This is a genomic window from Microbacterium sp. zg-YB36 (assembly GCF_024623575.2).
Classification (GTDB): domain Bacteria; phylum Actinomycetota; class Actinomycetes; order Actinomycetales; family Microbacteriaceae; genus Microbacterium.
The window spans coordinates 228,854-252,901 of record NZ_JANJFD020000001.1; the positions used below are offsets into that span (position 1 = coordinate 228,854).

General features: G+C 70.9%; 21 protein-coding genes. All 21 read right to left on the reverse strand.

What is annotated here, in order from left to right; all coding sequences use genetic code 11:
* Positions 1-4: 4 nt before the first annotated feature.
* Positions 5-1,981, reverse strand: coding sequence for a primosomal protein N' family DNA-binding protein (locus NQ151_RS01150; RefSeq protein WP_257526754.1), 1,977 nt, complete (start codon positions 1,979-1,981; stop codon positions 5-7).
* A 20-nt stretch (positions 1,982-2,001) separates the two neighbouring features.
* Entirely contained in the window at positions 2,002-3,195 is a 1,194-nt protein-coding gene (metK, locus tag NQ151_RS01155; RefSeq protein WP_257509844.1) for a methionine adenosyltransferase, read from the reverse strand.
* Between the two features lie 104 nt (positions 3,196-3,299).
* Positions 3,300-3,554, reverse strand: coding sequence for a DNA-directed RNA polymerase subunit omega (rpoZ, locus tag NQ151_RS01160; RefSeq protein WP_257509843.1), 255 nt, complete (start codon positions 3,552-3,554; stop codon positions 3,300-3,302).
* 393 nt (positions 3,555-3,947) lie between these two features.
* Positions 3,948-4,844, reverse strand: coding sequence for a guanylate kinase (gene gmk / locus NQ151_RS01165; RefSeq protein ID WP_257526755.1), 897 nt, complete (start codon positions 4,842-4,844; stop codon positions 3,948-3,950).
* Positions 4,837-5,679 (reverse strand): orotidine-5'-phosphate decarboxylase, encoded by an 843-nt coding sequence (gene pyrF / locus NQ151_RS01170; RefSeq protein ID WP_257526756.1) that lies wholly within the window; start codon positions 5,677-5,679, stop codon positions 4,837-4,839. The genes gmk and pyrF overlap by 8 nt, the downstream gene beginning before the upstream one ends.
* Positions 5,676-8,960 (reverse strand): carbamoyl-phosphate synthase large subunit, encoded by a 3,285-nt coding sequence (gene carB / locus NQ151_RS01175; protein ID WP_257526757.1) that lies wholly within the window; start codon positions 8,958-8,960, stop codon positions 5,676-5,678. Before carB ends, pyrF begins: the two co-directional genes overlap by 4 nt.
* Complete coding sequence (carA, locus tag NQ151_RS01180) at positions 8,953-10,104, reverse strand: glutamine-hydrolyzing carbamoyl-phosphate synthase small subunit (RefSeq protein WP_257526758.1); 1,152 nt, start codon at positions 10,102-10,104, stop codon at positions 8,953-8,955. The genes carB and carA overlap by 8 nt, the downstream gene beginning before the upstream one ends.
* Positions 10,101-10,625 (reverse strand): PH-like domain-containing protein, encoded by a 525-nt coding sequence (locus NQ151_RS01185; protein ID WP_257526760.1) that lies wholly within the window; start codon positions 10,623-10,625, stop codon positions 10,101-10,103. The genes carA and NQ151_RS01185 overlap by 4 nt, the downstream gene beginning before the upstream one ends.
* Entirely contained in the window at positions 10,622-11,944 is a 1,323-nt protein-coding gene (locus NQ151_RS01190) for a dihydroorotase (RefSeq protein WP_257526761.1), read from the reverse strand. Before NQ151_RS01190 ends, NQ151_RS01185 begins: the two co-directional genes overlap by 4 nt.
* Entirely contained in the window at positions 11,941-12,906 is a 966-nt protein-coding gene (locus NQ151_RS01195) for an aspartate carbamoyltransferase catalytic subunit (protein WP_257526762.1), read from the reverse strand. The genes NQ151_RS01190 and NQ151_RS01195 overlap by 4 nt, the downstream gene beginning before the upstream one ends.
* Entirely contained in the window at positions 12,903-13,433 is a 531-nt protein-coding gene (pyrR, locus tag NQ151_RS01200; RefSeq protein ID WP_257509835.1) for a bifunctional pyr operon transcriptional regulator/uracil phosphoribosyltransferase PyrR, read from the reverse strand. Before pyrR ends, NQ151_RS01195 begins: the two co-directional genes overlap by 4 nt.
* A gap of 71 nt (positions 13,434-13,504) precedes the next feature.
* Positions 13,505-15,082 carry a Rieske 2Fe-2S domain-containing protein gene (locus NQ151_RS01205; RefSeq protein WP_257526763.1) on the reverse strand — a complete coding sequence of 526 codons (1,578 nt, stop codon included), beginning with the start codon at positions 15,080-15,082 and terminating at the stop codon, positions 13,505-13,507.
* Between the two features lie 79 nt (positions 15,083-15,161).
* Positions 15,162-18,110, reverse strand: a complete 2,949-nt coding sequence (locus NQ151_RS01210) for a DEAD/DEAH box helicase (protein WP_257526764.1) — start codon at positions 18,108-18,110, stop codon at positions 15,162-15,164.
* Between the two features lie 69 nt (positions 18,111-18,179).
* Positions 18,180-18,590 carry a transcription antitermination factor NusB gene (gene nusB / locus NQ151_RS01215; RefSeq protein WP_257509832.1) on the reverse strand — a complete coding sequence of 137 codons (411 nt, stop codon included), beginning with the start codon at positions 18,588-18,590 and terminating at the stop codon, positions 18,180-18,182.
* 13 nt (positions 18,591-18,603) lie between these two features.
* On the reverse strand, positions 18,604-19,164 hold the full coding sequence (efp, locus tag NQ151_RS01220; RefSeq protein WP_257509831.1) for an elongation factor P: 561 nt from the start codon (positions 19,162-19,164) through the stop codon (positions 18,604-18,606).
* 86 nt (positions 19,165-19,250) lie between these two features.
* On the reverse strand, positions 19,251-19,715 hold the full coding sequence (gene aroQ / locus NQ151_RS01225) for a type II 3-dehydroquinate dehydratase (RefSeq protein WP_257509830.1): 465 nt from the start codon (positions 19,713-19,715) through the stop codon (positions 19,251-19,253).
* 102 nt (positions 19,716-19,817) lie between these two features.
* On the reverse strand, positions 19,818-20,384 hold the full coding sequence (locus tag NQ151_RS01230) for a GNAT family N-acetyltransferase (RefSeq protein ID WP_257526765.1): 567 nt from the start codon (positions 20,382-20,384) through the stop codon (positions 19,818-19,820).
* Complete coding sequence (gene aroB / locus NQ151_RS01235) at positions 20,381-21,469, reverse strand: 3-dehydroquinate synthase (protein ID WP_257526766.1); 1,089 nt, start codon at positions 21,467-21,469, stop codon at positions 20,381-20,383. Before aroB ends, NQ151_RS01230 begins: the two co-directional genes overlap by 4 nt.
* On the reverse strand, positions 21,466-21,999 hold the full coding sequence (locus NQ151_RS01240; protein WP_257509827.1) for a shikimate kinase: 534 nt from the start codon (positions 21,997-21,999) through the stop codon (positions 21,466-21,468). Before NQ151_RS01240 ends, aroB begins: the two co-directional genes overlap by 4 nt.
* Positions 21,996-23,207, reverse strand: coding sequence for a chorismate synthase (gene aroC, locus NQ151_RS01245; RefSeq protein WP_257526767.1), 1,212 nt, complete (start codon positions 23,205-23,207; stop codon positions 21,996-21,998). Before aroC ends, NQ151_RS01240 begins: the two co-directional genes overlap by 4 nt.
* 4 nt (positions 23,208-23,211) lie before the next feature.
* Complete coding sequence (locus NQ151_RS01250) at positions 23,212-24,048, reverse strand: shikimate dehydrogenase (RefSeq protein ID WP_257526768.1); 837 nt, start codon at positions 24,046-24,048, stop codon at positions 23,212-23,214.

Below are 24,048 nucleotides of genomic sequence, written 5' to 3' on the forward strand. Positions count from 1 at the left end.
TTCCTTACAGATCCAGATCGGGGACGTCGACGCGCACTCTCAGGGTCGCACGGGCCGGGCCCGGGCGTCCCTTCGCGGAGCGTCGGGCGTGGAGGGCGTCGGCGATGACCGACGAACGCAGGCTCTCGGCGACGGCGCGGCCGGCGCCGTAGTCGAAGCGCACCACCGCCCGGGAGCCGGCTTCGGTGGTGACGGGGCCCAGCACGGCCTGTTCGCCGAGCGATGGGACGTCTTCGCGCAGGGTGTCCAGGCACGTGCGCACCGCGGCGGCGGCGCCGTCGACCGTGGCCACGCGCACCACCGGTGGCATGTGCAGCGGGGTGCGCTCCGCCAGCTCGCTGCGCGCGTATGCCGGCTGCGTCCACGTCGCCAGCGCCCGCGCGACCGCGCCGGTGACGCCCACCAGATGCACGGGGGCGCCGGGGGCGGCCAGGGCCGCGGCATTGGACCACCAGCGCAGGCACGATTCGCCGATGCGCAGCTCGTCGGCCATCAGCATGCGGTCGGCGTCCAAGAGCACCACGGCGCGGTAGCCGCCCTCGGCGATCGGCTCGGCACCGCGCGTGGCGATGACCAGCGCCGGCTTGGCATCCACCCGCGCGACCTTGTGCTCGCCGTCGGCGACGATGATCCGGGTGCCGGGGAACGCCCGGCCGAGCTCGTCGGCGGTGCGCTCGCTGCCGGAGGACGCCATGCGCAGCTTGGTGCTGTCGCACTTCGGGCACCGCCATGCCGGCGCGCTGCGTCCGCACCAGCCGCACTCCGGCACGGCGCCGGGCCGGCGGGCGCGCAGCGGTCCGGTGCAATGAGGGCACCGCGCCGGGGTGCGGCAGTCGGCGCAGACCAGCACGGGTGCGTAACCGGGGCGGGCGACCTGCACCAGCACGGGGCCGGACCCCAGGCCCTCGCGGGCTGCCGCGAACGCCGAGGACGGCACCCGGGCGCCGTGCGACTCACCCTCGCGGGTGGCGGAGAGGACGACGCGGGGGCTGGTGCGGCGCCGGGCGGGCACCTCGCGCACCCAGCCGATCGCGACGAGCCGCTCGACGTCGGTGGTGCGGGTGTGACCGGCGAACAGCAGCGCCGCGCCGTCGAGCTCCTGCCGCACCAGCCCGGCATCGCGAGCATGCACGCCAGGGCTCAGCGGCTCCGCGAGCAGCGGGTCGCCGTCGTCCCAGATCGCGATGAGGCCGGGGTTGTGCGCCGGCGCGTAGACGGTGGAGCGGTTGCCGACCACGATGCACGGCTGCGGCGCCAGCACCCGCAGGTACGACGCGTACCGCTCCGGACCCGACCGGCGGGCGTCGTCGCGTACGAGCGCGTCGGCGGGCACGCGGGCGGCCAGGGCGAGTTCGAGCTGCGACTGGTCGCGGTGATCGGGTACCACCAGTACGGCGCTGCGCCCGGCGGCGAGGGTGCGCACAGCGGCGGCGGCCAGCAGTTCCGCCCACGCGCCGACGTCCTCGCCGGATGAGAGCCGGGCGGGGCGCGGTGGGGCGTCCAGCGCGAGCCGCTCCCCCGCCGTGATCGCCTCGGACAGCCCCGGGAAGGCGGCCAGCACGTCGCCCGCCCACGCGGCATCCGACTCGCTCACCGTCGGCGCCGGCACCGGGTCACTGGCGAACCACACCTTCTCGGCGCGCACCATGCGCTTGGGCACGGCCAGGCGCAGGATGTCCGATGCCGAGCCGGCGGCACGGTCGGCGGCTCGCCGTGCCAGGGCGTACAGGCCCGGCGGCAGCACTTCGACGGTGGAGATGACCGAGTCCACCAGCGACAGCGGGCGACCCGCGGCATCCGCCCGGTCGGTCTCGATGACGTACGCGTCGACCAGCCGCCCGGCGGTGCGCAGCGGCACCCGCACGCGGATGCCGGGGACGACCGTGTCGGCGAGCTCGTCGGGGACCTCGTAGTCGAACAGCCGGTCCAGCTGCGGCAGGGGCGAGTCGATCAGCACTCGCGCGACCCGACGGGTGGTCATGCCGGCACCCGTTGGTTCCACTAGAGCCCTGCGGCCGCGCGCAGCTCCTCGACGCGGTCGGTGCGCTCCCACGTGAACTCGGGCAGTTCCCGCCCGAAGTGTCCGTAGGCGGCCGTCTTGGCGTAGATGGGTCGCAGCAGGTCGAGCTGGTCGATGATCGCCTTGGGGCGCAGGTCGAACACCTCGCGGATGGCGCGGCGGATCGCCTCGTCGGAGACCCGGCCGGTGCCGAACGTCTCGACGTAGAGGCCGACCGGCTTGGCCTTGCCGATGGCGTAGGCCACCTGCACCTCGAGGCGCTCGGCCAGCCCTGCGGCGACGGCGTTCTTGGCGACCCAGCGCATCGCGTACGCGGCGGAGCGGTCGACCTTCGACGGGTCCTTGCCGCTGAACGCGCCGCCGCCGTGGCGGGCGGCGCCGCCGTAGGTGTCGATGATGATCTTTCGGCCGGTCAGGCCGGCGTCGCCCTTGGGGCCGCCGGTGACGAACGGGCCGGCCGGGTTGATGTAGTAGGACACGTCGGGAAGCTCGAGCCCGGTCTCCTCCAGCACCGGGTCGATGACCTCGGCGCGGACGGCGGCGCGCAGCGCCTTCTGTGAGATGTCGGCCTGGTGCTGCGTGGACAGCACGACCGACTCGACGGTCTTCGGGGTGTGCCCGTCGTAGCCGAGGGTGACCTGGGTCTTGCCGTCGGGGCGCAGGAACGGCAGCGCGCCCGAGCGGCGCACGGCGGCGAGGCGCTCCGCGATGCGGTGGGCCGTCCAGATGGCCATCGGCATGAGCTGCGGCGTCTCGTCGGTCGCGTAGCCGAACATGATGCCCTGGTCGCCGGCACCCTGCAGGTCGTGCGGGTCTTCCGAGCCGTCTTCACGGCGCTCGAACGCCTTGTCGACGCCGGCGGCGATGTCGGAGGACTGCGCGCCGATCGACACGCTCACCCCGCACGAGTTGCCGTCGAAGCCGGCGTCGCTGGAGGTGTAGCCGATGCGATTGACCACTTCCCGCACGATGGCGGGGATCTCGACGTACGCGCTGGTGGAGACCTCGCCGGCCACGTGCACGAGGCCGGTGGTCACCAGCGTCTCGACGGCGACGCGGCCCTGCGGGTCTTCGGTGAGGATCGCGTCGAGGATGCTGTCGGAGATCTGGTCGCAGATCTTGTCGGGGTGACCCTCGGTGACGGACTCGGAAGTGAACAGACGCAGGTCGGTCATCGATGCTCCAGGTCGAATGCGGCGGGAATCGGCACCAGTATGCGTCGTGCGGCGGACACGCTCGAGAGCGGGCCGCCGCACGGCGTCACAGGTGTCTGCAGGTGTTACTCGACGTGGCGCAGGCGCAGCTTGTCTTCGTGGATCTCGTGCAGGGCGATCGTGAGGGGCTTGTCCTCGACGGTCGAGTCCACCAGCGGCCCGACGTTGTCGAAGAGGTTGCCCTCGTGCAGGTCGGAGTAGTAGTCGTTGATCTGACGCGCCCGCTTGGATGCGTAGATCACAAGCTGGTATTTGGAGTCGACCTTCTCCAGCAGTGCGTCGATGGGCGGGTCGATGATGCCCTGGTCGCGAGTGGCCATGCGGGACCTCCTGAGGTCGTCGTCGGGGAAAGTCGTGGTGCCCGGCAGAGCCGAGGCATCAGCCCAGTCTACCTGGTCCGTCGGCCCCCGAGCTGGTGGCATCCTGCCCCCGCCTTCGGTCGTCACGAAGCGCCCTGCCTGACCCGGGTGTGGGGGCGTTCGCGGCGACCGAGGGACGCCGCGTGGCGCGCGGGGTCAGCCGGCGAGCTGGTGGCATCCTGCGCGCGCGTTCGGTCGTCACGAAGGGCCCTGCCTGACCCGGGTGTGGGGGCGTTCGCGACGACCGAGGGATGCCGCGTGCGCGGCGCGCGCGCTCGGTCGTCACGAAGGGCCCTGCCTGACCGGGGTCTGGGGGCGTTCGCGACGACCGAGGGATGCCGCGTGGCGCGCGGGTCAGTCGGCGAGCTGGGCGACCTCGTCGGCGGCGCGGGCCACGTCGTCGTTGACGACGTGGAAGTCGAACTCCCCCTGCGCGGCGAGTTCCTTCTTCGCGGTGCGCAGGCGCCGGGCACGCTCCTCATCGTCCTCGGTGCCGCGGCCCACCAGGCGCTGCACCAGTTCGTCCCAGCTCGGCGGCAGCAGAAAGACCAGCGTCGCGCTGGGCTCCGCGGCGCGCACCTGACGGGCGCCCTGCAGATCGATCTCCAGCAGCACCGTGCGCCCCTCGGCCAGCGCCGCCTCGATGGGCGCGCGCGGGGTGCCGTAGCGGAACCGGTTGTGCACGGTGGCGTGCTCGAGCAGCTCGCCGTCGGCGATCATGCGGTCGAACTCCGCATCCCCGACGAAGTAATAGTGCTCGCCTTCGACCTCCCCGGGGCGCGGGGCACGGGTCGTCGCCGAGACGGACAGCACGATCTCGGGGTGGTGCTCCTTGATCTCCGCGGCCACCGTGCCCTTGCCCACGGCGGTCGGCCCCGCCAGCACGATCAGCCGGCTGCGTCCGTCCCGCGGGGTCGGCTCCGGCCAGCGGTCGTCGAGGAAGCCCTGCAACGCGGTGCGCTGGCGGCTGCCGAGGCCCCCGAGGCGCTTGACCGGCGAGATGCCCAGATCCGCCAGGATGCGGTCGCGCTTGCCCTCACCGATCGCGGGGATGGCGGTGAGGAACTCCGGCACGCGCATCGCACCGGCGGGCGAGCCAGGCTCGGCAAGGCCGCGGCGCAGCAGTTCCTGCGGCGTGATCACGCGCGTTGCGACATCGCGCTTGAGCGCGGCGCGTTCGCGGCGGGCGGCGACGGCGCGGCGGGATGCCGCGGCACGGTCGACCTCGGGTGGGTGCTGAGCGTCAGCCATGGTCCACTTTCGAATAGAGCGCGGCGCGTTCGGCGATGCGCTGGGCGATCCCCGTCGGCCCCGCCGACAGGATGCTGCGGCTCTCGCTCGCCACGACCGGCGAGCGGAGAACCCGGAACTGGTCGTCGAGATCCCCCGGCTGCGCGCCCTGCGCCCCGTAGCCCGGCGCGAGGATCGGCGCGGGCGGCGTCACGGCGCTGCCGAGCCCCGCGAGATCCAGGTCGACGGTGGCGCCGACGACGAGGCCGACACTCCCCCACTCGCCGTCGGGCGTCGTGCGAGCGTTGAAGGCCGAGACCTCTTCGGTCACCCGAGCGGCGACGGTGCGCTCCTCGACGAGGGCGGACTGCAGGACGCGGGCTTCGGGGTTGCTGGTGGCGGCGAGCACGAACCCACCTTTACCCACCGAGACGGCGTATTCCAGCGTCCCGGTGAGCGCACCCACGCCGAGATAAGGGCTGAGGGTCACCGCGTCGGCCTCCAGGGGCGACCCCGGAGTCAGCCAGGCGCGCGCATAGGCGTCCATCGTGGTGCCGATGTCGCCGCGCTTGGCGTCGGCGATCACCAGCAGCCCGGCCGCTCGCGCCGCCGCAAGCACGTCTTCCAGGGCTGCGAAGCCGGCCGACCCCCACCGCTCGAAGAACGACACCTGGGGCTTGATGACACCGACCCGGCCGGCCGCGGCATCCACCACCCGCAGTCCGAACTCCCGGGTGCCCGCCGCGGAGGCGGGCAGGCCCCACTCGGCCAGCAGCTGCTCGTGCGGGTCGATCCCGACGCAGAGGGGTCCCTGCGCCGTGAGCGCCTCGCGCAGCCGCCGGCCGAACGTGGTCATCGCGCGGCCCGGTCGGCGGCGTACTCCTGCAGGCTCCGCACGCGGAACCCCTCGCGCAGCACCGGCAGTGCGCTGACGGCGGCACCGAGCACGGCCATCGTGGTGAACAGCGCCTTGTCGGCGGCGACCGCCGCCGCACGGATCTCGTACCCGTCGGCACGGGACAGCCCACCCGACGGCGTATTCACGACGATGTCGATCTCGCCGGCGTTGATGAGATCGACGATGTTCGTCTCACCGCTGTCGAGCGTCTCGGAGTACTTGCGGACGACCTTCACGCGGATGCCGTTGCGTGCGAGGATCTCGGCGGTGCCCTCGGTCGCTGCGATCGTGTACCCGAGCTCCTGCAGCCGGTGGGCGGGCAGGATCACGGCGCGCTTGTCGTCGTCGGCGACCGAGATGAACACGGTCCCGGTCAGCGGCATCCCGCCGTACGCGGCGGCCTGGCTCTTGGCGAACGCCGTCGGGAAGTCGCGGTCGATGCCCATGACCTCGCCGGTGGAGCGCATCTCCGGGCCGAGCACGGAGTCGACCATGCGGCCGTCCTTGGTGCGGAACCGCTTGAACGGCAGCACCGCCTCCTTCACCGCGATGGGCGCGTCCAGCGGCACGCGAGAGCCGTCCTGCTCGGGCAGCATCCCCTCGGCGATGAGCTCGGCGATCGTGGCTCCGACCATGATGCGGCTGGCGGCCTTGGCCATCGGAATGCCGAGCGCCTTGGAGACGAACGGCACCGTGCGGCTGGCGCGGGGGTTGGCCTCGATGACGTAGAGCACCCCGGCACTGACCGCGAACTGCACGTTCAGCAGCCCGAGCACGCCGACGCCCTCGGCGATCAGCCGGGTGGCCTCGCGGACGCGGTCGATCTCGTTCCGGCCGAGCGACATCGGCGGCAGCGTGCAGCTGGAGTCTCCGGAGTGGATGCCGGCTTCTTCGAGGTGCTCCATGACGCCGCCGATGTACAGCTCGGTGCCGTCGTACAGCGCGTCGACGTCGATCTCCACAGCGTCGTCGAGGAACCGGTCCACCAGCAGCGGCATGCCGGGGCCGATGATGGCCTGGTCGGCGATGCGGACGAAGTAGTCGTGCAGGCTCGGGGTGTCGTAGACGATCTCCATGCCGCGGCCACCGAGCACGAAGCTCGGCCGCACCAGCACCGGGTAGCCGATGCCCTCGGCCACCGCGACGGCGCCGTCCGCATCGATCGCGGTGCCGCTGCGCGGCGCCACCAGCCCGGCCTGATCGAGCAGCCGCGAGAACAGTTCGCGCTCCTCGGCCAGGTCGATCGCGGCGGGCTGGGTGCCCAGGATCGTGTAGCCGGCGTCTTCGATGCCCTTCGCCAGGCCCAGCGGGGTCTGCCCGCCCAGCTGGCACACGACACCGAGGATGGTGCCCGACTTCGCCTCGGCGTGCAGCACCTCCAGCACGTCCTCCAGCGTCAGCGGCTCGAAGTACAGCCGGTCGCTGGTGTCGTAGTCGGTGGACACCGTCTCGGGGTTGCAGTTGACCATGACCGTCTCGTACCCGGCATCCGACAGCGCGAACGACGCGTGCACGCAGGAGTAGTCGAACTCCACGCCCTGGCCGATGCGGTTGGGGCCGGAGCCGATGATGACGACCTTCGTGCGCTCCGACGCGGTGACCTCGGTCTCGAAGTCATAGCTGGAGTAGTGGTACGGCGTCTGCGCCGGGAACTCCCCCGCGCAGGTGTCGACGGTCTTGTACACCGGTCGGATCGACAGGGCGTGGCGGATGCCGCGCACCTCGGCTTCCGGGATGCCCCGCAGCTGGCCGATCTGCGCGTCGCTGAACCCGTGGTCCTTCGCGGTGCGGAGGGTGTCGGCATCCAGCTCGCCGGCGGCGTGCACGAAGTCGGCGACCTCGTTGATGAGGACGATCTGGTCGAGGAACCAGGGATCGATGCCGGTGGCCTCGAACGCCTGCTCGATCGTCGCACCCTTGCGCAGCGCCTGCTGCAGCACCACGATGCGCCCGTCGGTGGGGGTACGCGCAACCTCGAGCAGCTCGTCCCGGGAGCGCGGCTCGTCGCCCCAGTGGAAGCTGGAGCCGCGCTTTTCCAGGGACCGCAGCGCCTTCTGCAGCGCGGTGGTGTAGTTGCGGCCGATCGCCATCGCCTCGCCCACGGACTTCATGGTGGTGGTGAGGGTGACATCGGCGGCCGGGAACTTCTCGAAGTTGAACCGCGGCACCTTCACCACGACGTAGTCCAGCGTCGGCTCGAAGCTGGCCGGCGTCACCTTCGTGATGTCGTTGGGGATCTCGTCGAGGCGGTAACCGATCGCCAGCTTCGCGGCGATCTTGGCGATCGGGAAGCCGGTGGCCTTGGATGCCAGCGCGGAGGACCGCGAGACGCGCGGGTTCATCTCGATGACGATGATCCGGCCGGTGGCGGGGTCGACGGCGAACTGGATGTTGCAGCCGCCGGTGTCAACGCCCACGGCGCGGATGATGTCGATGCCGATGTTGCGCAGCTTCTGGTATTCGCGGTCGGTGAGAGTCAGCGCCGGCGCGACGGTGATCGAGTCGCCGGTGTGCACGCCGACGGGGTCGACGTTCTCGATCGAGCAGACGACCACCGTGTTGTCGGCGGTGTCGCGCATGAGCTCGAGCTCGTACTCCTTCCACCCGAGGATGGACTCCTCCAGCAGCACCTCGGTCGTGGGCGAGTCGCGCAGGCCCGCGCCGGCGATGCGGCGCAGGTCCCGCTCGTCGTAGGCGAAGCCCGAACCCAGGCCCCCCATCGTGAACGAGGGGCGCACGACCAGCGGGTAGCCCAGCTCGTCGGCGGCCGCGAGAGCCTCGTCCAGCGTGTGGGCGATGCGGGAGGCGGCGACGTCGGCGCCGGCGTCCAGCACCAGCTGCTTGAAGATCTGCCGGTCCTCGCCCTTGTTGATCGCCTCGAAGCTCGCCCCGATCAGCTCCACGTCGTACTTCTCGAGGACGCCGTTGTTGTGCAGGTCGATGGCCGCGTTCAGCGCGGTCTGGCCGCCCAGGGTCGGCAGGATGGCGTCCGGGCGCTCCTTGGCGATGATCGTCTCGATGACCTGCCACGTGATCGGTTCGATGTAGGTGGCATCGGCGAAATCGGGGTCGGTCATGATGGTCGCCGGGTTGGAGTTGACGAGGATGACGCGTACGCCCTCTTCGCGCAGCACGCGGCAGGCCTGGGTGCCGGAGTAGTCGAACTCGCACGCCTGACCGATGACGATCGGGCCGGAGCCGATGACCAGGACGGAGGTGATGTCTTCGCGCTTAGGCATTCTTCGTCTCCAGGGTCGCGACGACGAGGTCGCGGAAGCGGTCGAAAAGGTAGTTGGCGTCGTGCGGTCCGGCGGCCGCCTCGGGGTGGTACTGCACCGAGAACGCCGGGATGTCCAGGGCCCGCAGCCCCTCCACGACGTTGTCGTTGAGGTCGACGTGGCTCACTTCCACCCGGCCGTAGCCGCTCGGGCTGTCGGTGACGCCCTCGATCGGCGCGTCGACGGCGAAGCCGTGGTTGTGCGCGGTGATCTCGACGCGGCCGGTCTGCTTGTCCAGCACGGGCTGGTTGATGCCGCGGTGGCCGAACGGCAGCTTGTAGGTGCCGAAGCCGAGCGCGCGGCCCAGCAGCTGGTTGCCGAAGCAGATGCCGAAGAACGGCAGCTTCTCATCCAGCACCGAACGCAGCAGCACGACGTGATCGTCGGATGCCGCGGGGTCGCCGGGTCCGTTGGAGTAGAACACCCCCACCGGGTCGATCGCGAGGATGTCGTCGATCGTGACGTTCTGCGGCAGCACATGCACGTCGAACCCGCGGGCGGCGAGGTTGACGACGGTGGACTGCTTGACGCCGAGGTCCAGCACCGCCACGGCGCCGATCCGGTCGCCGACGGCGGGGGTGACCTCGGCGGAGGCGACGGAGACCTGCGCGGAGAGGTTCTGACCGGCCATCTCGGGCGCCTCGCGCACGATGCGCAGCTGCTCGTCGGGGTCGATCGCCGCGGCAGCGCCGCTGAAGATGCCGCCGCGCATGCTGCCGGCGGCGCGGATGTGGCGCGTGACGGCACGCGTGTCGATGCCGCTGATGCCCACCACGCCGTCGGCGACGAGCGCGTCGTCCAGCGACGAGTCGGCGCGCCAGTTCGATACGACGCGGGAGGGGTCGCGCACGATGTACCCGGCCACCCAGATGCGGCGGGATTCGGGGTCTTCGTCGTTCATGCCGGTGTTGCCGATGTGCGGTGCGGTCTGCAGCACGATCTGGCCGGCGTAGGACGGGTCGGTGAGGGTCTCCTGGTAGCCGGTCATGCCGGTGGCGAACACCACCTCGCCGAGGGTCGTGCCCTGGGCGCCGTAGGCGCGTCCGGTGTGGCGTGTGCCGTCCTCGAGGACGAGCACAGCGGGGTCGCGAGTGAAGGTGGTCACGCGTCGTCTCCTGTCGTGGGAGCGGGATCGGAAAGCTGCAGCAGTGCGTCCACGAGGGCGCGTGCAGAGGTCTCCTGGGGTCGGAAGTAGGAATCGACGAGGGCGTCGCCGCCGTCGTGGGTGGGGATGCGCCAGTCGAGGCGGGCCAGGCCGTCACGCTCGACGACGCGGTCGATCGTCACCGTCGCCTGCGCCGCGCCGGCGATCTGCCCGCGGGGGATGAACAGACGCGGCTGGCCCACGAGGTCCAGTGCGATGCCGGCATCGGTGACGGTGACATCGGCTTTGGAGCGGAACCCGAGCCGGCGGATCGCGAGACGCTCCAGCGGCTCGCCGTGCCGGGTCGTCGCCACGTACAGCACCGGAAAGACGCCGATGACGGATGCCGCTTCGGGCACCTCGCCCTCGGGCGCGACCAGCCCCGCGTCGCGCCGCGTGCGTCGTCGCCAGCCCCAGGCGACGAGCCCGAGGAGTCCCAGTGCCACGGCCACCACGACCAGCAGCGCGCCTTCCTGCGTCATGCCGTCACCTCGCCGCGTTCGCGCAGCACACCGTCGGCGACGGTCGCCGCTCCCCGGTGGATCGTCCAGCGCACCTCACCGGGAAGCTCGCGGTCGATGTAGGGAGAGTTGACGCTGCGTCCGCGGAGGTCCTCGCGACCGAACCGGCGCACCGGGGCGGGGTCGTAGAGGGTGAGCGATGCGGCCTCGCCGGCGGCGATCGGGGTGCCGTGGTCGGCGAGCCGCCCGATGCGGGCCGGTGCGGTCGACATGACGCGGGCGACGTCGTCCCAGCCGAGCAGGCCGGTGTCGACCATCGCCTGCTGGACGACCCGCAGCGCGCTCTCGAGCCCCACCATGCCGTTGGCGGCCGCCTGCCATTCGCAGGCTTTCGCCTCGGTGGGATGCGGGGCGTGGTCGGTCGCGACGATGTCGATCGTGCCGTCGGCGAGGCCTTCCCGCACCGCCTGCACGTCCTCTGCGCGGCGCAGCGGCGGGTTCACCTTGTAACGGGCGTCGTAGTCGCGCACGAGCTCTTCGGTCAGCAGCAGGTGGTGCGGGGTGACTTCGGCGGTCACGGCGATGCCGCGCTTCTTCGCCCAGCGGATGATGTCCACCGAGCCGGCCGTGGACAGGTGGCACACGTGCAGCCGGGAGCCGACGTGCTCGGCAAGCAGCACGTCGCGCGCGATGATCGACTCCTCGGCGACGGCGGGCCACCCGGCCAGGCCCAGCTCGGCCGACACGGTGCCCTCGTTCATCTGGGCGCCCTCGGTGAGGCGGGGATCCTGCGCGTGCTGGGCGATGACGCCGTCGAACGCCTTCACGTACTCCAGTGCCCGGCGCATGATGAGCGGATCCCACACGCAGAAGCCGTCGTCGCTGAACACCCGCACCCGGGCGCGTGAGGAAGCCATGGCGCCCAACTCCGCCAGGCGCTCACCCTTCTGGCCCACGGTGACCGCGCCGATCGGCTGCACCGTGACGTACCCGGCGGCCTCGCCGAGGGCGAGTTCCTGCTCGACGACGCCTGCGGTGTCGGCGACCGGGGAGGTGTTGGGCATGGCGAACACCGCCGTGTAGCCGCCGGCGGCGGCGGCGCGGGAGCCGGTGAGGATCGTCTCGGACGCCTCGTAGCCGGGTTCGCGCAGGTGAGTGTGCAGGTCGACCAGACCGGGGAGCGCGACGAGCCCGTCGGCGTCGATCACGGTGGCGCCGGCGCGGCTGAGACCCGTGCCGACCTCGGCGATGCGGTCGCCGTCGATCAGGATGTCGGCGGTGCGCTCGTTGCCGGTGCCGTCGTGGATGCTGGCGCCGCGGATGAGGAAGACCTCGGTCATCGTCCGTCCTCCTCGTGTCGTGCGCGCTCGCCTGCCAGCAGCAGATAGAGGGCGGCCATCCGCACGGACACGCCGTTCGTCACCTGTTCGAGCACAGTCGAACGGGGCGAATCGGCGGCGTCGGCGGAGATCTCCAGGCCCCGGTTCATGGGACCGGGGTGCATGACAATGCTATCGGCCGACAGGCGACCCACACGCGCGGCATCCAGCCCCCATCGGCGGGAATACTCCCGCTCAGTGGGGAAATACGCCGCATTCATGCGCTCCAGCTGAATTCGCAGCATCATCAGCGCGTCCACGCCCTGGTCGATCGCCTCGTCCAGGTCATAGCGGATCTCCACCGGCCAGGCCGACACATCCTGCGGCACCAGGGTGGGCGGCGCGACCAGGGTGACGGTGGCCCCCAGGGTCGTCAGCAGCCAGACGTTGGAGCGGGCGACACGCGAGTGCAGCACGTCGCCGACGATCACGACCCGCAGCCCGGCGAGGTCGCGGCCCCGGCTGTCCGCGCCGAAGAAGCGCTTGCGGATCGTGAAGGCATCCAGCAGCGCCTGGGTGGGGTGCTCGTGCGTGCCGTCCCCCGCGTTGACGACACCGGCGGTGATCCACCCGCTCGTGGCGAGGGTGCGCGGCGCTCCGGACGCGCCGTGGCGGATGACGACGGCATCGGCCCCCATCGCCTGCAGCGTCTGGGCGGTGTCCTGGAGCGATTCGCCCTTGGACACCGATGAGCCCTTGGCGGAGAAGTTGATCACGTCGGCGGAGAGGCGCTTTGCGGCGGCCTCGAACGAGATGCGGGTGCGGGTGGAGTCTTCGAAGAACAGGTTCACCACCGTCTTGCCCCGCAGGGTCGGCAGCTTCTTGACCTCACGGCGCTGGGTGTCGGCCATCTCTTCGGCGACGTCGAGGATGCGCAACGCGTCGTCGCGGGTCAGGGTGCGGGTGTCGAGCAGGTGCCTCATGACTCGATCGTCACCTCCTCGACGCCGTCGACTTCGGCCAGGCGCACGTTGACGCGCTCGTCGCGGGCGCTGGGGAGGTTCTTGCCGACGAAGTCCGGCCGGATGGGCAGTTCCCGATGACCGCGGTCCACCAGGATCGCCAGACGCACCGCTGCGGGACGCCCGATGTCCTGCAGGGCGTCGAGCGCGGCGCGGATGCTGCGCCCCGAGAACAGCACATCGTCCACCAGCACCACGGTCTTGCCGTCCACACCCCCGGCGGGGATCTGGGTCGGCTGCGGCGCGCGGGTGGGGTTGCGGTGCAGGTCGTCGCGGTACATCGTCACGTCCAGCGCGCCGACGGGGACGCTCCGGCCGCCGAATTCGGTGACGAGCGCGCCGACGCGTTCGGCGAGGGTGACGCCACGGGTGGGGATGCCGAGGATGACCAGATCCTCGGGCCCTCGGTTGGACTCCAGGATCTCGTGAGAGATCCGAGTCAGCGCTCGGGCGATATCGGCTTCGTGCAGCACAGTGCGCGTGCTCATCCGCCGCTCCCTTCTCCGCCTCACAGGACGGGGTTAAAGGTTGCTGGGTGTGTGTGCTGCTCAGCCTATCGTCACGCGGCGGGGGTGACGGCGGCCCGGTGCAGATCGTCCTCTTCGACGTGGCTGGCACGGATCGGGTGACCGAGCGTCGACAGGCACTTGCCGGTCGTCAGATCCCACTTCCAGTCGTGGAGGGAGCAGGTGAGCACATCGCCCTCGATCTTGCCGGTCTTGGACAGATCGGCCCGCAGGTGCGGGCAGCGGCGCTGCACGGTCCAGTCGCCGAGCTGGATATCCTCCGACACGTCGGACTGTTCGGCGTACCAGTTCTCCACATACTCGATGCGGTCACGGGACAGGCACTTGAAGAATGTGTAGATGAACTCGTTGAACTTGCCCACCCGGCCGGCCTGGAACTGCATCGACAGGAAGATCGAGTTCGACCAGTCGATCTCGCGCTCGGCGATGTTGGTCGAGACGAGGTCGGCGGGAATCGTGAACCAGTAGTTGGTCTCCTCCCCCGCATACTCGCGCACCTTGGCCTTGGGGAAGTCGATGCACACATCCAGGTCGCCGATGGTCATGCGCACCGGCCCGCCCACGCCCTCGCGGAAGATGCGGCCGCGGCGCAGCAGCGGCTCCCACCAGGCCTTGAGCTCGGCGAGCATCTCCTGCGGCGGCAGCACCGGGGCGCGGGAGGCCTCTTCGGCGCGGATCTCTTCCTGGCGCGTCGCGCGCTGCTGCTCGAGATAGCCCCACTTGTCGGCGAAGATCTGCTCGATCTCGGCTTCGGTGTACAGGGTCTGCTCGACCGTCTGTTGCCCGTGCTCGATGGTCACCACGGTGCCGGGGATGAAGATGTGGCCGTCGTACTGCGGGGCCTCTTGCTTCATCCGGGCCAGGAACTGCGCCTGGTCGGTGAAGATCGAGTCGTTCTGCTCGCCCAGCCCGTTGTAGCGGAACAGGTCGTCCCGCAGGAACATCGGCGGGCCGGCCATCGGGTACACGTGCGGGGCGTCGACCTTCTCGATGTAGAACATCGCCCGCTTGTGCTGCGCCTCGCGCTTGAGGGCGGCGAAGTTGACCTTGGCATCCTGGGGCAGGTCGTAGACCATCGGCCACCAGATGGCGCCGGAGAACTGGGTGAAGTACGCCTCCGGCTTGCCGAAGCTCAGCAGCTTCTCGAGATCCAGCGGGTGCGAGTCGTTCTGGTTCAGGATCGACGCGGTGCCGTCGTCGACCGACAGGCTGGAGTCGCCGATGGGGCCGTCGCTGGGGGCGCGCAGCGGCGTGATCATGAGCCGCAGTGCGCCGCGCTCGATGACCTCACCTGCGCGCGTGTAGGTGATGTTGTCGTAGCCGAGCCGGCGCAGATCCTGCTCGAGGTCGTCGGTGGGGTAATCCGGCAGCAACACCTCGATGTCCTTGCGGACGTACTTCTCCAGCATCCACGGGTCGAAGTGGTCGCGGTGGCGGTGCGAGATGTACAGGAAGTCGGCGTTGCCGTAACGCTCCCAGTCCAGCGCCCGATTGTCGGGGAAGACGAACCACGACCCATAGAACGACGACTTGATCACCGGGTCACAGAGGATCGTGCCGCCTGCCGTCTCGATGAACATGCCAGCGTGGCCCAGACCCGTGATGCGCATGGAATCCTCCCGTGTGGAACAGCTCCCAATTCTACGTGGCGCCCGGCGTGGGAATGATCAGCGCCGCCGTGACTAACGGCTATACGTCGAACAGTCCGCGGATGTCGTCGGCGGTGAGCGCCTGCGAAAACAGGTCGTCGTCGTCCATGACCGCCTGGAACAGCCGCGCCTTGCGCTGTTGCAGTGCCATGACCTTCTCCTCGATCGTGCCCTCCGCGATCATGCGGTAGACGTTCACCGGGCGTGTTTGCCCGATGCGATGGGTGCGGTCCACCGCCTGCGACTCGGCGGCGGGGTTCCACCACGGGTCCAGGAGAAACACGTAGTCGGCCTCGGTGAGGGTGAGCCCGAACCCGCCGGCCTTCAGGCTGATGAGGAACACCGGCGCGTCGCCGTCGCGGAACGCGGAGATGACCTCCTCTCGGCGCCGGGTGGAGCCGTCGAGCCAGGCATACGCGATCCCGGCGGCATCCAACCGGCGTGCCGCCAGCTGCAGGAAAGACGTGAACTGACTGAACACCAGCGCGCGGTGGCCCTCGGCGGCCAGTTCGGTGAGGTGTTCCAGGAGCGCGTCGAGCTTGCTCGAGCCCAGCCGGGTGTGCCGGCCGTCGATGAGGGCCGGCGCGAGACTCAGCATCCGCAGCAGCGTGAGGGAGCGGAACACGATGAACCGCTGCCGGTCGAGGTCGTCCAGCAGCCCCAGCACCTTCTGCCGCTCCCGCTGCAGGACGGTGTCGTACAGCGCGCGGTGCTCGTCGCTGAGCGTCACCCACAGCTGCTGCTCCTGCTTGGGCGGCAGGTCGCCGGCGACGAGGTCCTTGGTGCGGCGCAGCAGGAACGGCCGGATGCGGCGACGCAGCCGCTCCAGGCGCCGGGCGCGATAGGGCGCGCCCTCCGCGTTCTCGGGGGTCTTGCCCTGCTCGATCGGCCCGACGTACTCCTGGCGGAACTGCCGCGCCGAGGGGAACAGCCCGGGTGCGGTCAGCGACAGCAGCGCCCACAGTTCGGTGAGGGTGTTCTCCAGCGGGGTGCCGGTGATGGCGAACGTCACGTCGGCGTGCAGAGCCTTCACCGCGCGGTGGAGCTTGGTGGCCGGGTTCTTGACGAACTGGGCCTCGTCGAGGATGAGCCCCGCCCACTCCACCGCGGCATACTCCTGGTCGCCCAGGCGCAGCAGCGTGTAGGAGGTGACGACGATGTCCGCCCCGGCGGCGAGATCGGCCACCGTGACATCGCGCCTGACGGCGCTGGCGTCGATCGTGCGGACCACGAGGTCCGGGGCGAACCGCTCGGCTTCGGTGCGCCACGTGGCCAGCACCGAGGTGGGCGCGACGACGAGGAAGGGCCGCCCCTCCCCCGCTTCGCGGGTGTGGGCGATGAGCGCGAGGGTCTGCAGGGTCTTCCCGAGCCCCATGTCGTCGGCGAGAATGCCGCCCAGGCGCTGCCGCCACAGGAACGCCAGCCAGTCCAGCCCCTCCTGCTGGTAGGGGCGCAGCTCGGCCCGCAGCTGCGCCGGGACGGGCGTCGGCGGCACGGTGGTGGTCTCCCGCAGCGCCTCGACGGTGGCCCGCCACGCGACGGCGGGTTGGGCCTGGTCGGCGAGGTCCTCGAAGTCGGACCACAGCGCCGTCTGGTACCTGCTGATGCGGGGGCCGGTGTCCCACTCGTCCAGTTCGGCGGCTTCCTCGAGCAGTTCCCGCAGTCGGTCCAGCGCCGGGTGGGCGAGGGAGAAGTACCCGCCGTCGCTGAGCAGCAGTTTGCGTCGGCGCCGGGTGAGGGCCGTCAGCAGCGGGGTGAAGGGGATGCGCCGCCCGTCGATGGTGACCAGGATGCCGAGATCGAACCAGTCGGCATCGGTGCTCTCCACGGTGGTGACGGTGATCTCCGGAATGCCGGTCAGTTCCCGGTAGGTGCGGCGGATGCCGGTGACGTCGCTGTGGACCCCCTCGATCCGCTCCAGCGCCGGCAGCACCGCGGCGGCGAACTCGGCGGCATCCGCCCCGGTGAAGGAGCCGGCGGGCGTGAACGGCAGGTCGCCGGCGCTGCGCCATGCCGCCTCGACGCGGGCCTGCAGCTGCTGCTCGAAGGCGGCGTCGCGATCGGCGCTCGCCGGGGAGCCGTACGGCACCGGGGGTGCCCCCGCGTAGCGCCAGGTCAGCGCCACCTCCACCCGGTCGGCCGGTTGGAACCGCACCGCGACCTCCAGCCGGGGCGGCAGCGCGGGTGGGGGGTGGATGCCACGGCCGAGGCTCACGGGCGTCTGTCGGGTCAGCCGCGGCAGGTGGTCGCGCAGGAACTCGTCGGCCTCTGCCGCCGGAACGATCACGGGAGACCGCGACTGCAGCAGTGCGTGAGCGGCGTCCGGCACCGCAGCCGGTGCGAGCGTCACCGCGATGCGCTCCCCCACCGCATCGAACCGGTACAGGCCGACGTGACCGATCGTGCGGACGGTGCCGGCATCCACCGGGGCGCCGTCGATCATCACCTGTGCGGCCACCGCCAGCCCGTGGCCGTTGCGCTCGGCGTGGAGGGAGACCGCCGCCTCCCGGGCGAGGGCCACCGTCTGGTGTGGCTTGGGTGCGGTCAGCGGGATCCCCAGCGTCTGCGCGGCGGCCAGGTGAGCCCACAGCAGGTGGGATTCGACGTCGTCCAGCGTGAGCCACTCCGACCCGTCCGGCATGGTGCCGAGGGTGCGCGCGTCGCGGGCGATGCTGTACAGCTCCACGAACCAGCGCCCCTGCGCGGGGTCGTATCGGTGCCCAGGGCGGCGCAGCGCATCCCAGGACACCTGGGCCTTGATCCAGCCGCGCACGCTGCGCTCCAGCGGTCGCAGCGCCAGTGACAGGTCGTCGCTGGAGTGGTGCAGTCCGCGTGCTGTCGCCGTCTCGACGCGAGTGGGCGCCCACCGCGACTCGGCACGCCGCACCCGCTGGCGCAGTTCCACACCGAGCGCGAGCCCGGGCACGGCGCCGGCGGGCGCCGGCGCGGTGAGCACCTCGCGCCAGTCGGGCGTCGCGCGCGAGGTCATGGCCTCATCCTCACCGACCCCGCCGACATGGCCGGCAGGGTCGGCAGGTGAACCGCGGCATCCGCCCGGTCAGGACGCGCGTGCGATGCGGGCGAGCACGCCGTGGACGAACGACCCGGAGTCGTCGGTGGAGAACTCCTTGGCCAGTTCAACGGCCTCGTCGATCGCGACGGCGGCGGGGACCTCGTCGTTGTGCAGGATCTCCCACGCGGCCATCCGCAGGATCGCGCGGTCGACGGCGGGCATGCGGGCGAGAGTCCAGTCCTTCGAGACGGTGGTGATCTGCTCGTCGATCTCGTCGCGGTTGTCGATGACACCGTCGACGATCTCACGGGCGTACAGCCAGGATGCCTCGCGGGCGGGTTCGTTCGCGGCGCGCTTGGCCTCGGCGGCCAGGGTCACCCCGAGGTCGTCACCGCGGATGTCGGACTGGTACAGGATGTCGAGGGCGCGCTTGCGTGCCTTGGTGCGTGCACTCATGAAACGGCGGCGCTCAGCTGACGCGGCCGAGGTAGTCACCCGTGCGGGTGTCGACCTTGACCTTCGTGCCCTGCTCGACGAACAGCGGCACCTGGATCTCGTAGCCGGTCTCCACGGTCGCGGCCTTCGTGCCGGCCGACGAACGGTCGCCCTGCAGGCCCGGCTCGGTGTAGGTGATCTCGAGCACGACGGATGCCGGCAGCTCGACGTACAGCGGGTTGCCGTTGTTCATCGCGATCTGCACCTGCTGGTTCTCCAGCAGGAAGTTCTTCGCGTCGCCGACGACTGTGGCCGGCACGTTGATCTGGTCGTAGTCGGCCACGTCCATGAACACGAAGCTCTCGCCGTCGTTGTACAGGTAGGTGAAGTCGCGACGATCGACGTTCTCGATCTCGATCTTGGCGCCGGCGTTGTACGTGCGGTCGACGGTCTTGCCCGACACGACGTTCTTGAGCTTGGTGCGCACGAAGGCGCCCCCCTTGCCCGGCTTGACATGCTGGAACTCGATGACGTTCCAGAGCTGGCCGTCGATGCTGAGGACGACGCCGTTCCTGATGTCTGCGGTGGATGCCATGGGAAGGGAAGGTCCATTCGTGTGAGGGAGTCGGGCACCGCGTGCGGGCCCGGCGTCGATTCTACGGGATACGGCGCGGTGCGCTCTCAGCCTTCGGCGTGACCGGTGATGACATCCAGCAGCAGCGACACCGCGCGGGCGTACCCCGCGACCCCTTCCCCGATCACGTGGACAGCGGCGACGTCGGCGACGTAGGAGTGGTGACGGAACTGTTCGCGGGCGTAGATGTCCGAGACATGCACCTCGGCGACCGGCAGCGCCACACCGCTCAGCGCGTCCCGCAGTGCAATGGACGTGTGGGTGAGCCCACCGGGGTTGATCACGATGCCGGCGCAATCCTCACGCGCGGCGTGGATGGCGTCGATGAGCACCCCTTCGTGGTTGCTCTGCACGGCGCGCAGCTCGAAGCCACGCGCGGCCGCGGCATCCGTTGCGATCCTCTCGACGTCGGCGAGGGTCTCCCGGCCGTACAGGGCGGGTTCGCGGGTTCCCAGCAAATTGAGGTTCGGGCCGTTGACGAGCAGGAGTCTGCGGGGGGTGGGGGTGGTCACCCTGGCACCTTACTGCCCTCCCGGAGACAGGCGATCTCACCGGCACAGGACGATCCACGCCGAAACGTCCTGTTCTGGGGAGTTCTCCTGTGCTGGGAAGTCTCAGTGGGGGTCGCGTGCGACCGGCAGGTCCCGTGCCATGACGATCTCCGGCCCGATCGGGCCGTCCAGGGTCTCCCCGGTGGGGATGAACCCGGCCCGCCGGTAGGCGGCCTGGGCGCGCGCGTTGTCGCGGTGCACGTCCAGGTGCACGCGGCGCAGCCCGACCGAACGCACCCAATCCGCCGCGGTGTCCAGCAGCAGGTCGATCGCGCCGGAGCCGCGACTGTCCGGCCGCACCCACACGCCGACGACATCGGCGCGGCGGTCGTCGACGAACCGGCCCAGGTGATCGGTCTGCCCGGTGGCCCGCACCAGCACGACGACGCTTCCCACCGGTTCGTCACCGAGGGTCGCGATGAACTGGGCAGCGGTCTCGCCGAGCGCGGCATCCGCGGTGCGCGACTGCCAGAACTCGTCGCTGCGTGCCGCGGTCGTGGCGTGGCTGTCCAGGAACGCGATCGCCGCGTCGGGGTCCGCGGTGGCCGCCAGCCGCAGCGCACGCACCTCACGCCATTCGTCGGCGCGGATGCGCCGCACCGACAGGCGAGGGTCGGGAGCCCGGTTCACTCCGCGAGTTCCTGATACGCCGCGAACAGCAGCGAGTCGTCGGGCGCCTGCAGGACGGTGGGGCGGGCGATGTCGTCGAGCACGATGAAGCGCAGCATGCCGCCGCGGGTCTTCTTGTCGCGCTGCATCGTCGCCAGCAGCTGTGGGAACGCGCCGGGGCGGTAACTGCGCGGCAGGCCCAGGATGCCGAGGATGTCCCGGTGCCGCTGCACCGCGGCATCCGGCAGGCGCCCTGCCAGCCGCGACAGCTCGGCGGCGAACATCATGCCCACCGAGACCGCCGCACCGTGACGCCACTGGTACCGCTCGGCGTGTTCGATCGCGTGGCCCAGGGTGTGGCCGTAGTTGAGGATCTCGCGCAGCCCCGCCTCGCGGAAGTCCTCACTGACGATGCGGGCCTTCATGTCGATCGCGAGCTCGATGCTGCGGCGGAACGAAGCGCTGGCGGGGTCGACGACGGCCACCGGGTCGGCCTCGATGAGATCGAGGATCTCGGGTGCCCAGATGAAACCGGCCTTCACGACCTCGGCGAACCCTGCCACCCGTTCGTTCGTGGCAAGGGTGTCCAGCAGCTCCAGGTCGCACAGCACCGCGTGCGGCGCCCAGAAGGCGCCGACGAGGTTCTTGCCCTCGGCGGTGTTGACCCCGGTCTTGCCGCCGACGGCGGCATCGACCATCCCGAGCACCGTGGTCGGCACCAGCACGACCTTCACGCCCCGCAGCCACGTCGCCGCGACGAAGCCGGCGACGTCGGTCACCGCTCCCCCGCCGAACCCGATGACGATGTCGGTGCGGGTGAAGTCGGCCTGCCCCATCACCTGCCAGCAGAAGGCGGCCACCTCGATGCGCTTACCTGCCTCCGCGTCGGGGATCTCCGCCAGCAGCACCTGCCGGCCCCCGCCGAGCGCGTCGGCCAGGGACAGGCGCAGGGCCTCGGCGGCATCCCGCAGTGTCGGCGGGTGCACGATCAGCAGCTTCTGCGCCTCGGCTGGTACGAATTCGGGGAGGCGCGAGAGGATGCCACGCCCGACCACGATGTCGTACTCGGCGTTCCCGGTCACCGAGATGGTGGTGGTGTCGGTCATGACTGCTCCTGGTTCGGCTCGGTGTCGCTGGCCCAGCGGACGACGGCGTCGACGACGTCCTGCAGTGGTCCGTGCGAGGTGTCGAAGGTCACGTCGGCGGTCGATTCGTACAGCGTGCGCCGTGCCTGGTAGATCGCCTGCCACTGGGCGATGGCGTCGTCGCCCTGCAGCAGCGGGCGCGAGGTCACGCGTCGGGACGAGCTGCGCAGTCGCGCCGCGATGGTCTCCGGGTCCACCGTCAGCAGCACGACGCGGTGGCCGGCGAGTTCGGTGCGGGTGTCGGGGTGCACCACGGCCCCGCCGCCGAGGGCGACGACCCCGCCCGCGGCGAGGGCGCGGTGCACCGCCTCCCGCTCGAGGGCACGGAAATGCGGCTCGCCGTAGTCGGCGAAGATCTGCTCGATGGCGCCGTGGTCGCGCACCACCGCGGCATCCGTGTCGGCGAACGGCATGCCCAGCCGCTTCGCGACCCGGCGCCCGACGCTCGTCTTGCCGGCACCCATCGGGCCGATGAGGACCAGGGCGCTCATGCCAGCGCGGAGTCGCTGGCTGTCGTCGTGCGCAGGGTCTCGGGGATCGCGGCGAGGTAGGCCTGAAGATTGCGGCGGGTCTCGCCGACGCTGTCGCCGCCGAACTTCTCCAGCACCACTTCGGCCAGCACGATCGCGGTCATCGCCTCAGCCACGACGCCGGCGGCAGGCACCGCGCACACGTCGGAGCGCTGGTGGTGCGCCGATGCGGCGTCGCCGGTGGTCACATCGACGGTCCGCAGCGAATGCGGCACGGTGGCGATCGGCTTCATCCCGGCTCGCACGCGCAGCACGGTGCCGGTGGACATGCCGCCCTCGGTGCCGCCGGCACGGTCGCTGGCACGGGTGATGCCGGCACTCGTCGCGAACAGCTCATCGTGAGCGGCCGAACCGCGACGGCGCGTGGTCTCGAAGCCATCGCCGACCTCGACGCCCTTGATCGCCTGGATGCTCATCAGCGCCTGCGCGAGCTTTGCGTCCAGGCGGCGGTCCCAGTGCACGTGGGAGCCCAGCCCGGGCGGCAGTCCGTAGGCGAGTACTTCCACGACGCCGCCGAGCGTGTCGCCGTCCTTGCGGGCGTCGTCGACTTCGGCGACCATCGCGGCGCTGGTGGCCTCGTCGAAGCAGCGCAGCGGGTCGGCGTCGAGCGCGTCGACGTCGCCGGGAGTGGGAAGTCTCGCGTCATCGGGCACGCGGACCGGCCCGATCGAGAGCGTGTGACTGACCAAGCGGATGCCGAGTTCGCCGAGGAACGCCCGGGCGACCGCTCCCAGCGCGACGCGTGCAGCCGTCTCTCGGGCGCTCGCACGCTCCAGGATGGGACGGGCTTCGTCGAAGTCGTACTTCTGCATGCCGACCAGGTCGGCGTGACCGGGGCGGGGACGGGTGAGCGGGGCGCCGCGGCCGCGGGACATGTCGGTCAGGTCGACCGGGTCCGGGCTCATGACCTCGACCCACTTGGGCCACTCGGTGTTGCCGATGCGGATCGCGATCGGGCTGCCCAGGGTGGAGCCGTGGCGCACCCCCGACGAGATCGTCAGCTCGTCCTGCTCGAACTTCATGCGCGAGCCGCGCCCGTAGCCGAGCTTGCGGCGGGCGAGGTCGGCTTGGATCGCGTCGCGTGAGATGGGCACGCCTGCGGGCAGGCCCTCCATGATGGCGACGAGTTCGGGGCCGTGGGATTCGCCGGCCGTGAGCACGCGGAGCATTCGCCTATCCTCCCACGAGCGCACGGCGCATTTCGGCGAGCACGGCCTGTTCGCCGGGCAGCACCGCTCCGGTGTCGCCGCCGGTGAACACCCGGACCTGCAGCAGGGCCTGGTGCAGCAGCATCCCTTCGCCCGACAGGGTCGGGTGCCCTGCCCGCGTCCAGGCATCCGACAATGCCGTCGGCCAGTGGCCGTAGACGACGTCCATCAGCAGACCCCCTGCCGCCGCGAGTGCGTTGGCGGATGCCGCGGCCACCCGCGCGTCCCCGGGGATCGTGGCGACGGTGACGGGCATGGGCGCGTGAGCGGCGGCATCCATCGGCACCGGCACCACCACGATCCCGAGCCGGTGTCCCAGCGCCTGCAGCGGGGCCACGGCGGCGGGGCGCCGCGCGACGATCTCGACGTGGCGGGCGCCGAGTTCGGCCAGCGCGGCCAGCGCCGAGGTGGCCGTCGCGCCGGCGCCGACGATGCGCGCCCCGTCGAGCGAGTCGACGCCCGCTTCGCGCAGGGCACGCACGATGCCGCCGGCATCGGTGTTGAACCCGCGCGGTCCATCGGCGTCCAGTAGCAGCGTGTTCACCGCGCCGGTCACTTCCGCGCAGTCATCCCGCCATTTCGCCGCGGCGAACGCGGCACCCTTGAGGGGCATGGTCAGTGACAGCCCGCGCAAGCCGGAGCCGCGGGCGGCGAGGGTGTCGACGAACGCCGCTTCGGGTACCCGCCGGCGCTCGAAGGTCCAATCCAGGCCCAGCGCCCGGTACGCCGCGGTGTGCAGTTGCGGCGACCGGCTGTGCGCGATCGGGTCGCCCCAGACCTCCAGTGCGGTGCGTTCAGTCAC

Excerpts from the sequence above, each read along its gene's own strand:
- NQ151_RS01205 (WP_257526763.1), bottom strand. The coding sequence starts at position 15,082 with ATGCGCATCACGGGTCTGGGCCACGCTGGCATGTTCATCGAGACGGCA.
- gmk (WP_257526755.1), bottom strand. The coding sequence starts at position 4,844 with ATGGCTGACGCTCAGCACCCACCCGAGGTCGACCGTGCCGCGGCATCC.
- metK (WP_257509844.1), bottom strand. The coding sequence starts at position 3,195 with ATGACCGACCTGCGTCTGTTCACTTCCGAGTCCGTCACCGAGGGTCAC.
- NQ151_RS01185 (WP_257526760.1), bottom strand. The coding sequence starts at position 10,625 with ATGACGCAGGAAGGCGCGCTGCTGGTCGTGGTGGCCGTGGCACTGGGA.
- NQ151_RS01240 (WP_257509827.1), bottom strand. The coding sequence starts at position 21,999 with ATGAGCGCCCTGGTCCTCATCGGCCCGATGGGTGCCGGCAAGACGAGC.
- aroC (WP_257526767.1), bottom strand. The coding sequence starts at position 23,207 with ATGCTCCGCGTGCTCACGGCCGGCGAATCCCACGGCCCCGAACTCGTC.
- nusB (WP_257509832.1), bottom strand. The coding sequence starts at position 18,590 with ATGAGTGCACGCACCAAGGCACGCAAGCGCGCCCTCGACATCCTGTAC.
- NQ151_RS01190 (WP_257526761.1), bottom strand. The coding sequence starts at position 11,944 with ATGACCGAGGTCTTCCTCATCCGCGGCGCCAGCATCCACGACGGCACC.
- carB (WP_257526757.1), bottom strand. The coding sequence starts at position 8,960 with ATGCCTAAGCGCGAAGACATCACCTCCGTCCTGGTCATCGGCTCCGGC.
- efp (WP_257509831.1), bottom strand. The coding sequence starts at position 19,164 with ATGGCATCCACCGCAGACATCAGGAACGGCGTCGTCCTCAGCATCGAC.
- NQ151_RS01195 (WP_257526762.1), bottom strand. The coding sequence starts at position 12,906 with ATGAGGCACCTGCTCGACACCCGCACCCTGACCCGCGACGACGCGTTG.
- pyrR (WP_257509835.1), bottom strand. The coding sequence starts at position 13,433 with ATGAGCACGCGCACTGTGCTGCACGAAGCCGATATCGCCCGAGCGCTG.
- pyrF (WP_257526756.1), bottom strand. The coding sequence starts at position 5,679 with ATGACCACGTTCGGCCGGCGGCTGCGCGAGGCGCTCACGGCGCAGGGA.
- NQ151_RS01210 (WP_257526764.1), bottom strand. The coding sequence starts at position 18,110 with ATGACCTCGCGCGCGACGCCCGACTGGCGCGAGGTGCTCACCGCGCCG.
- aroB (WP_257526766.1), bottom strand. The coding sequence starts at position 21,469 with ATGACCGACACCACCACCATCTCGGTGACCGGGAACGCCGAGTACGAC.
- rpoZ (WP_257509843.1), bottom strand. The coding sequence starts at position 3,554 with ATGGCCACTCGCGACCAGGGCATCATCGACCCGCCCATCGACGCACTG.
- NQ151_RS01150 (WP_257526754.1), bottom strand. The coding sequence starts at position 1,981 with ATGACCACCCGTCGGGTCGCGCGAGTGCTGATCGACTCGCCCCTGCCG.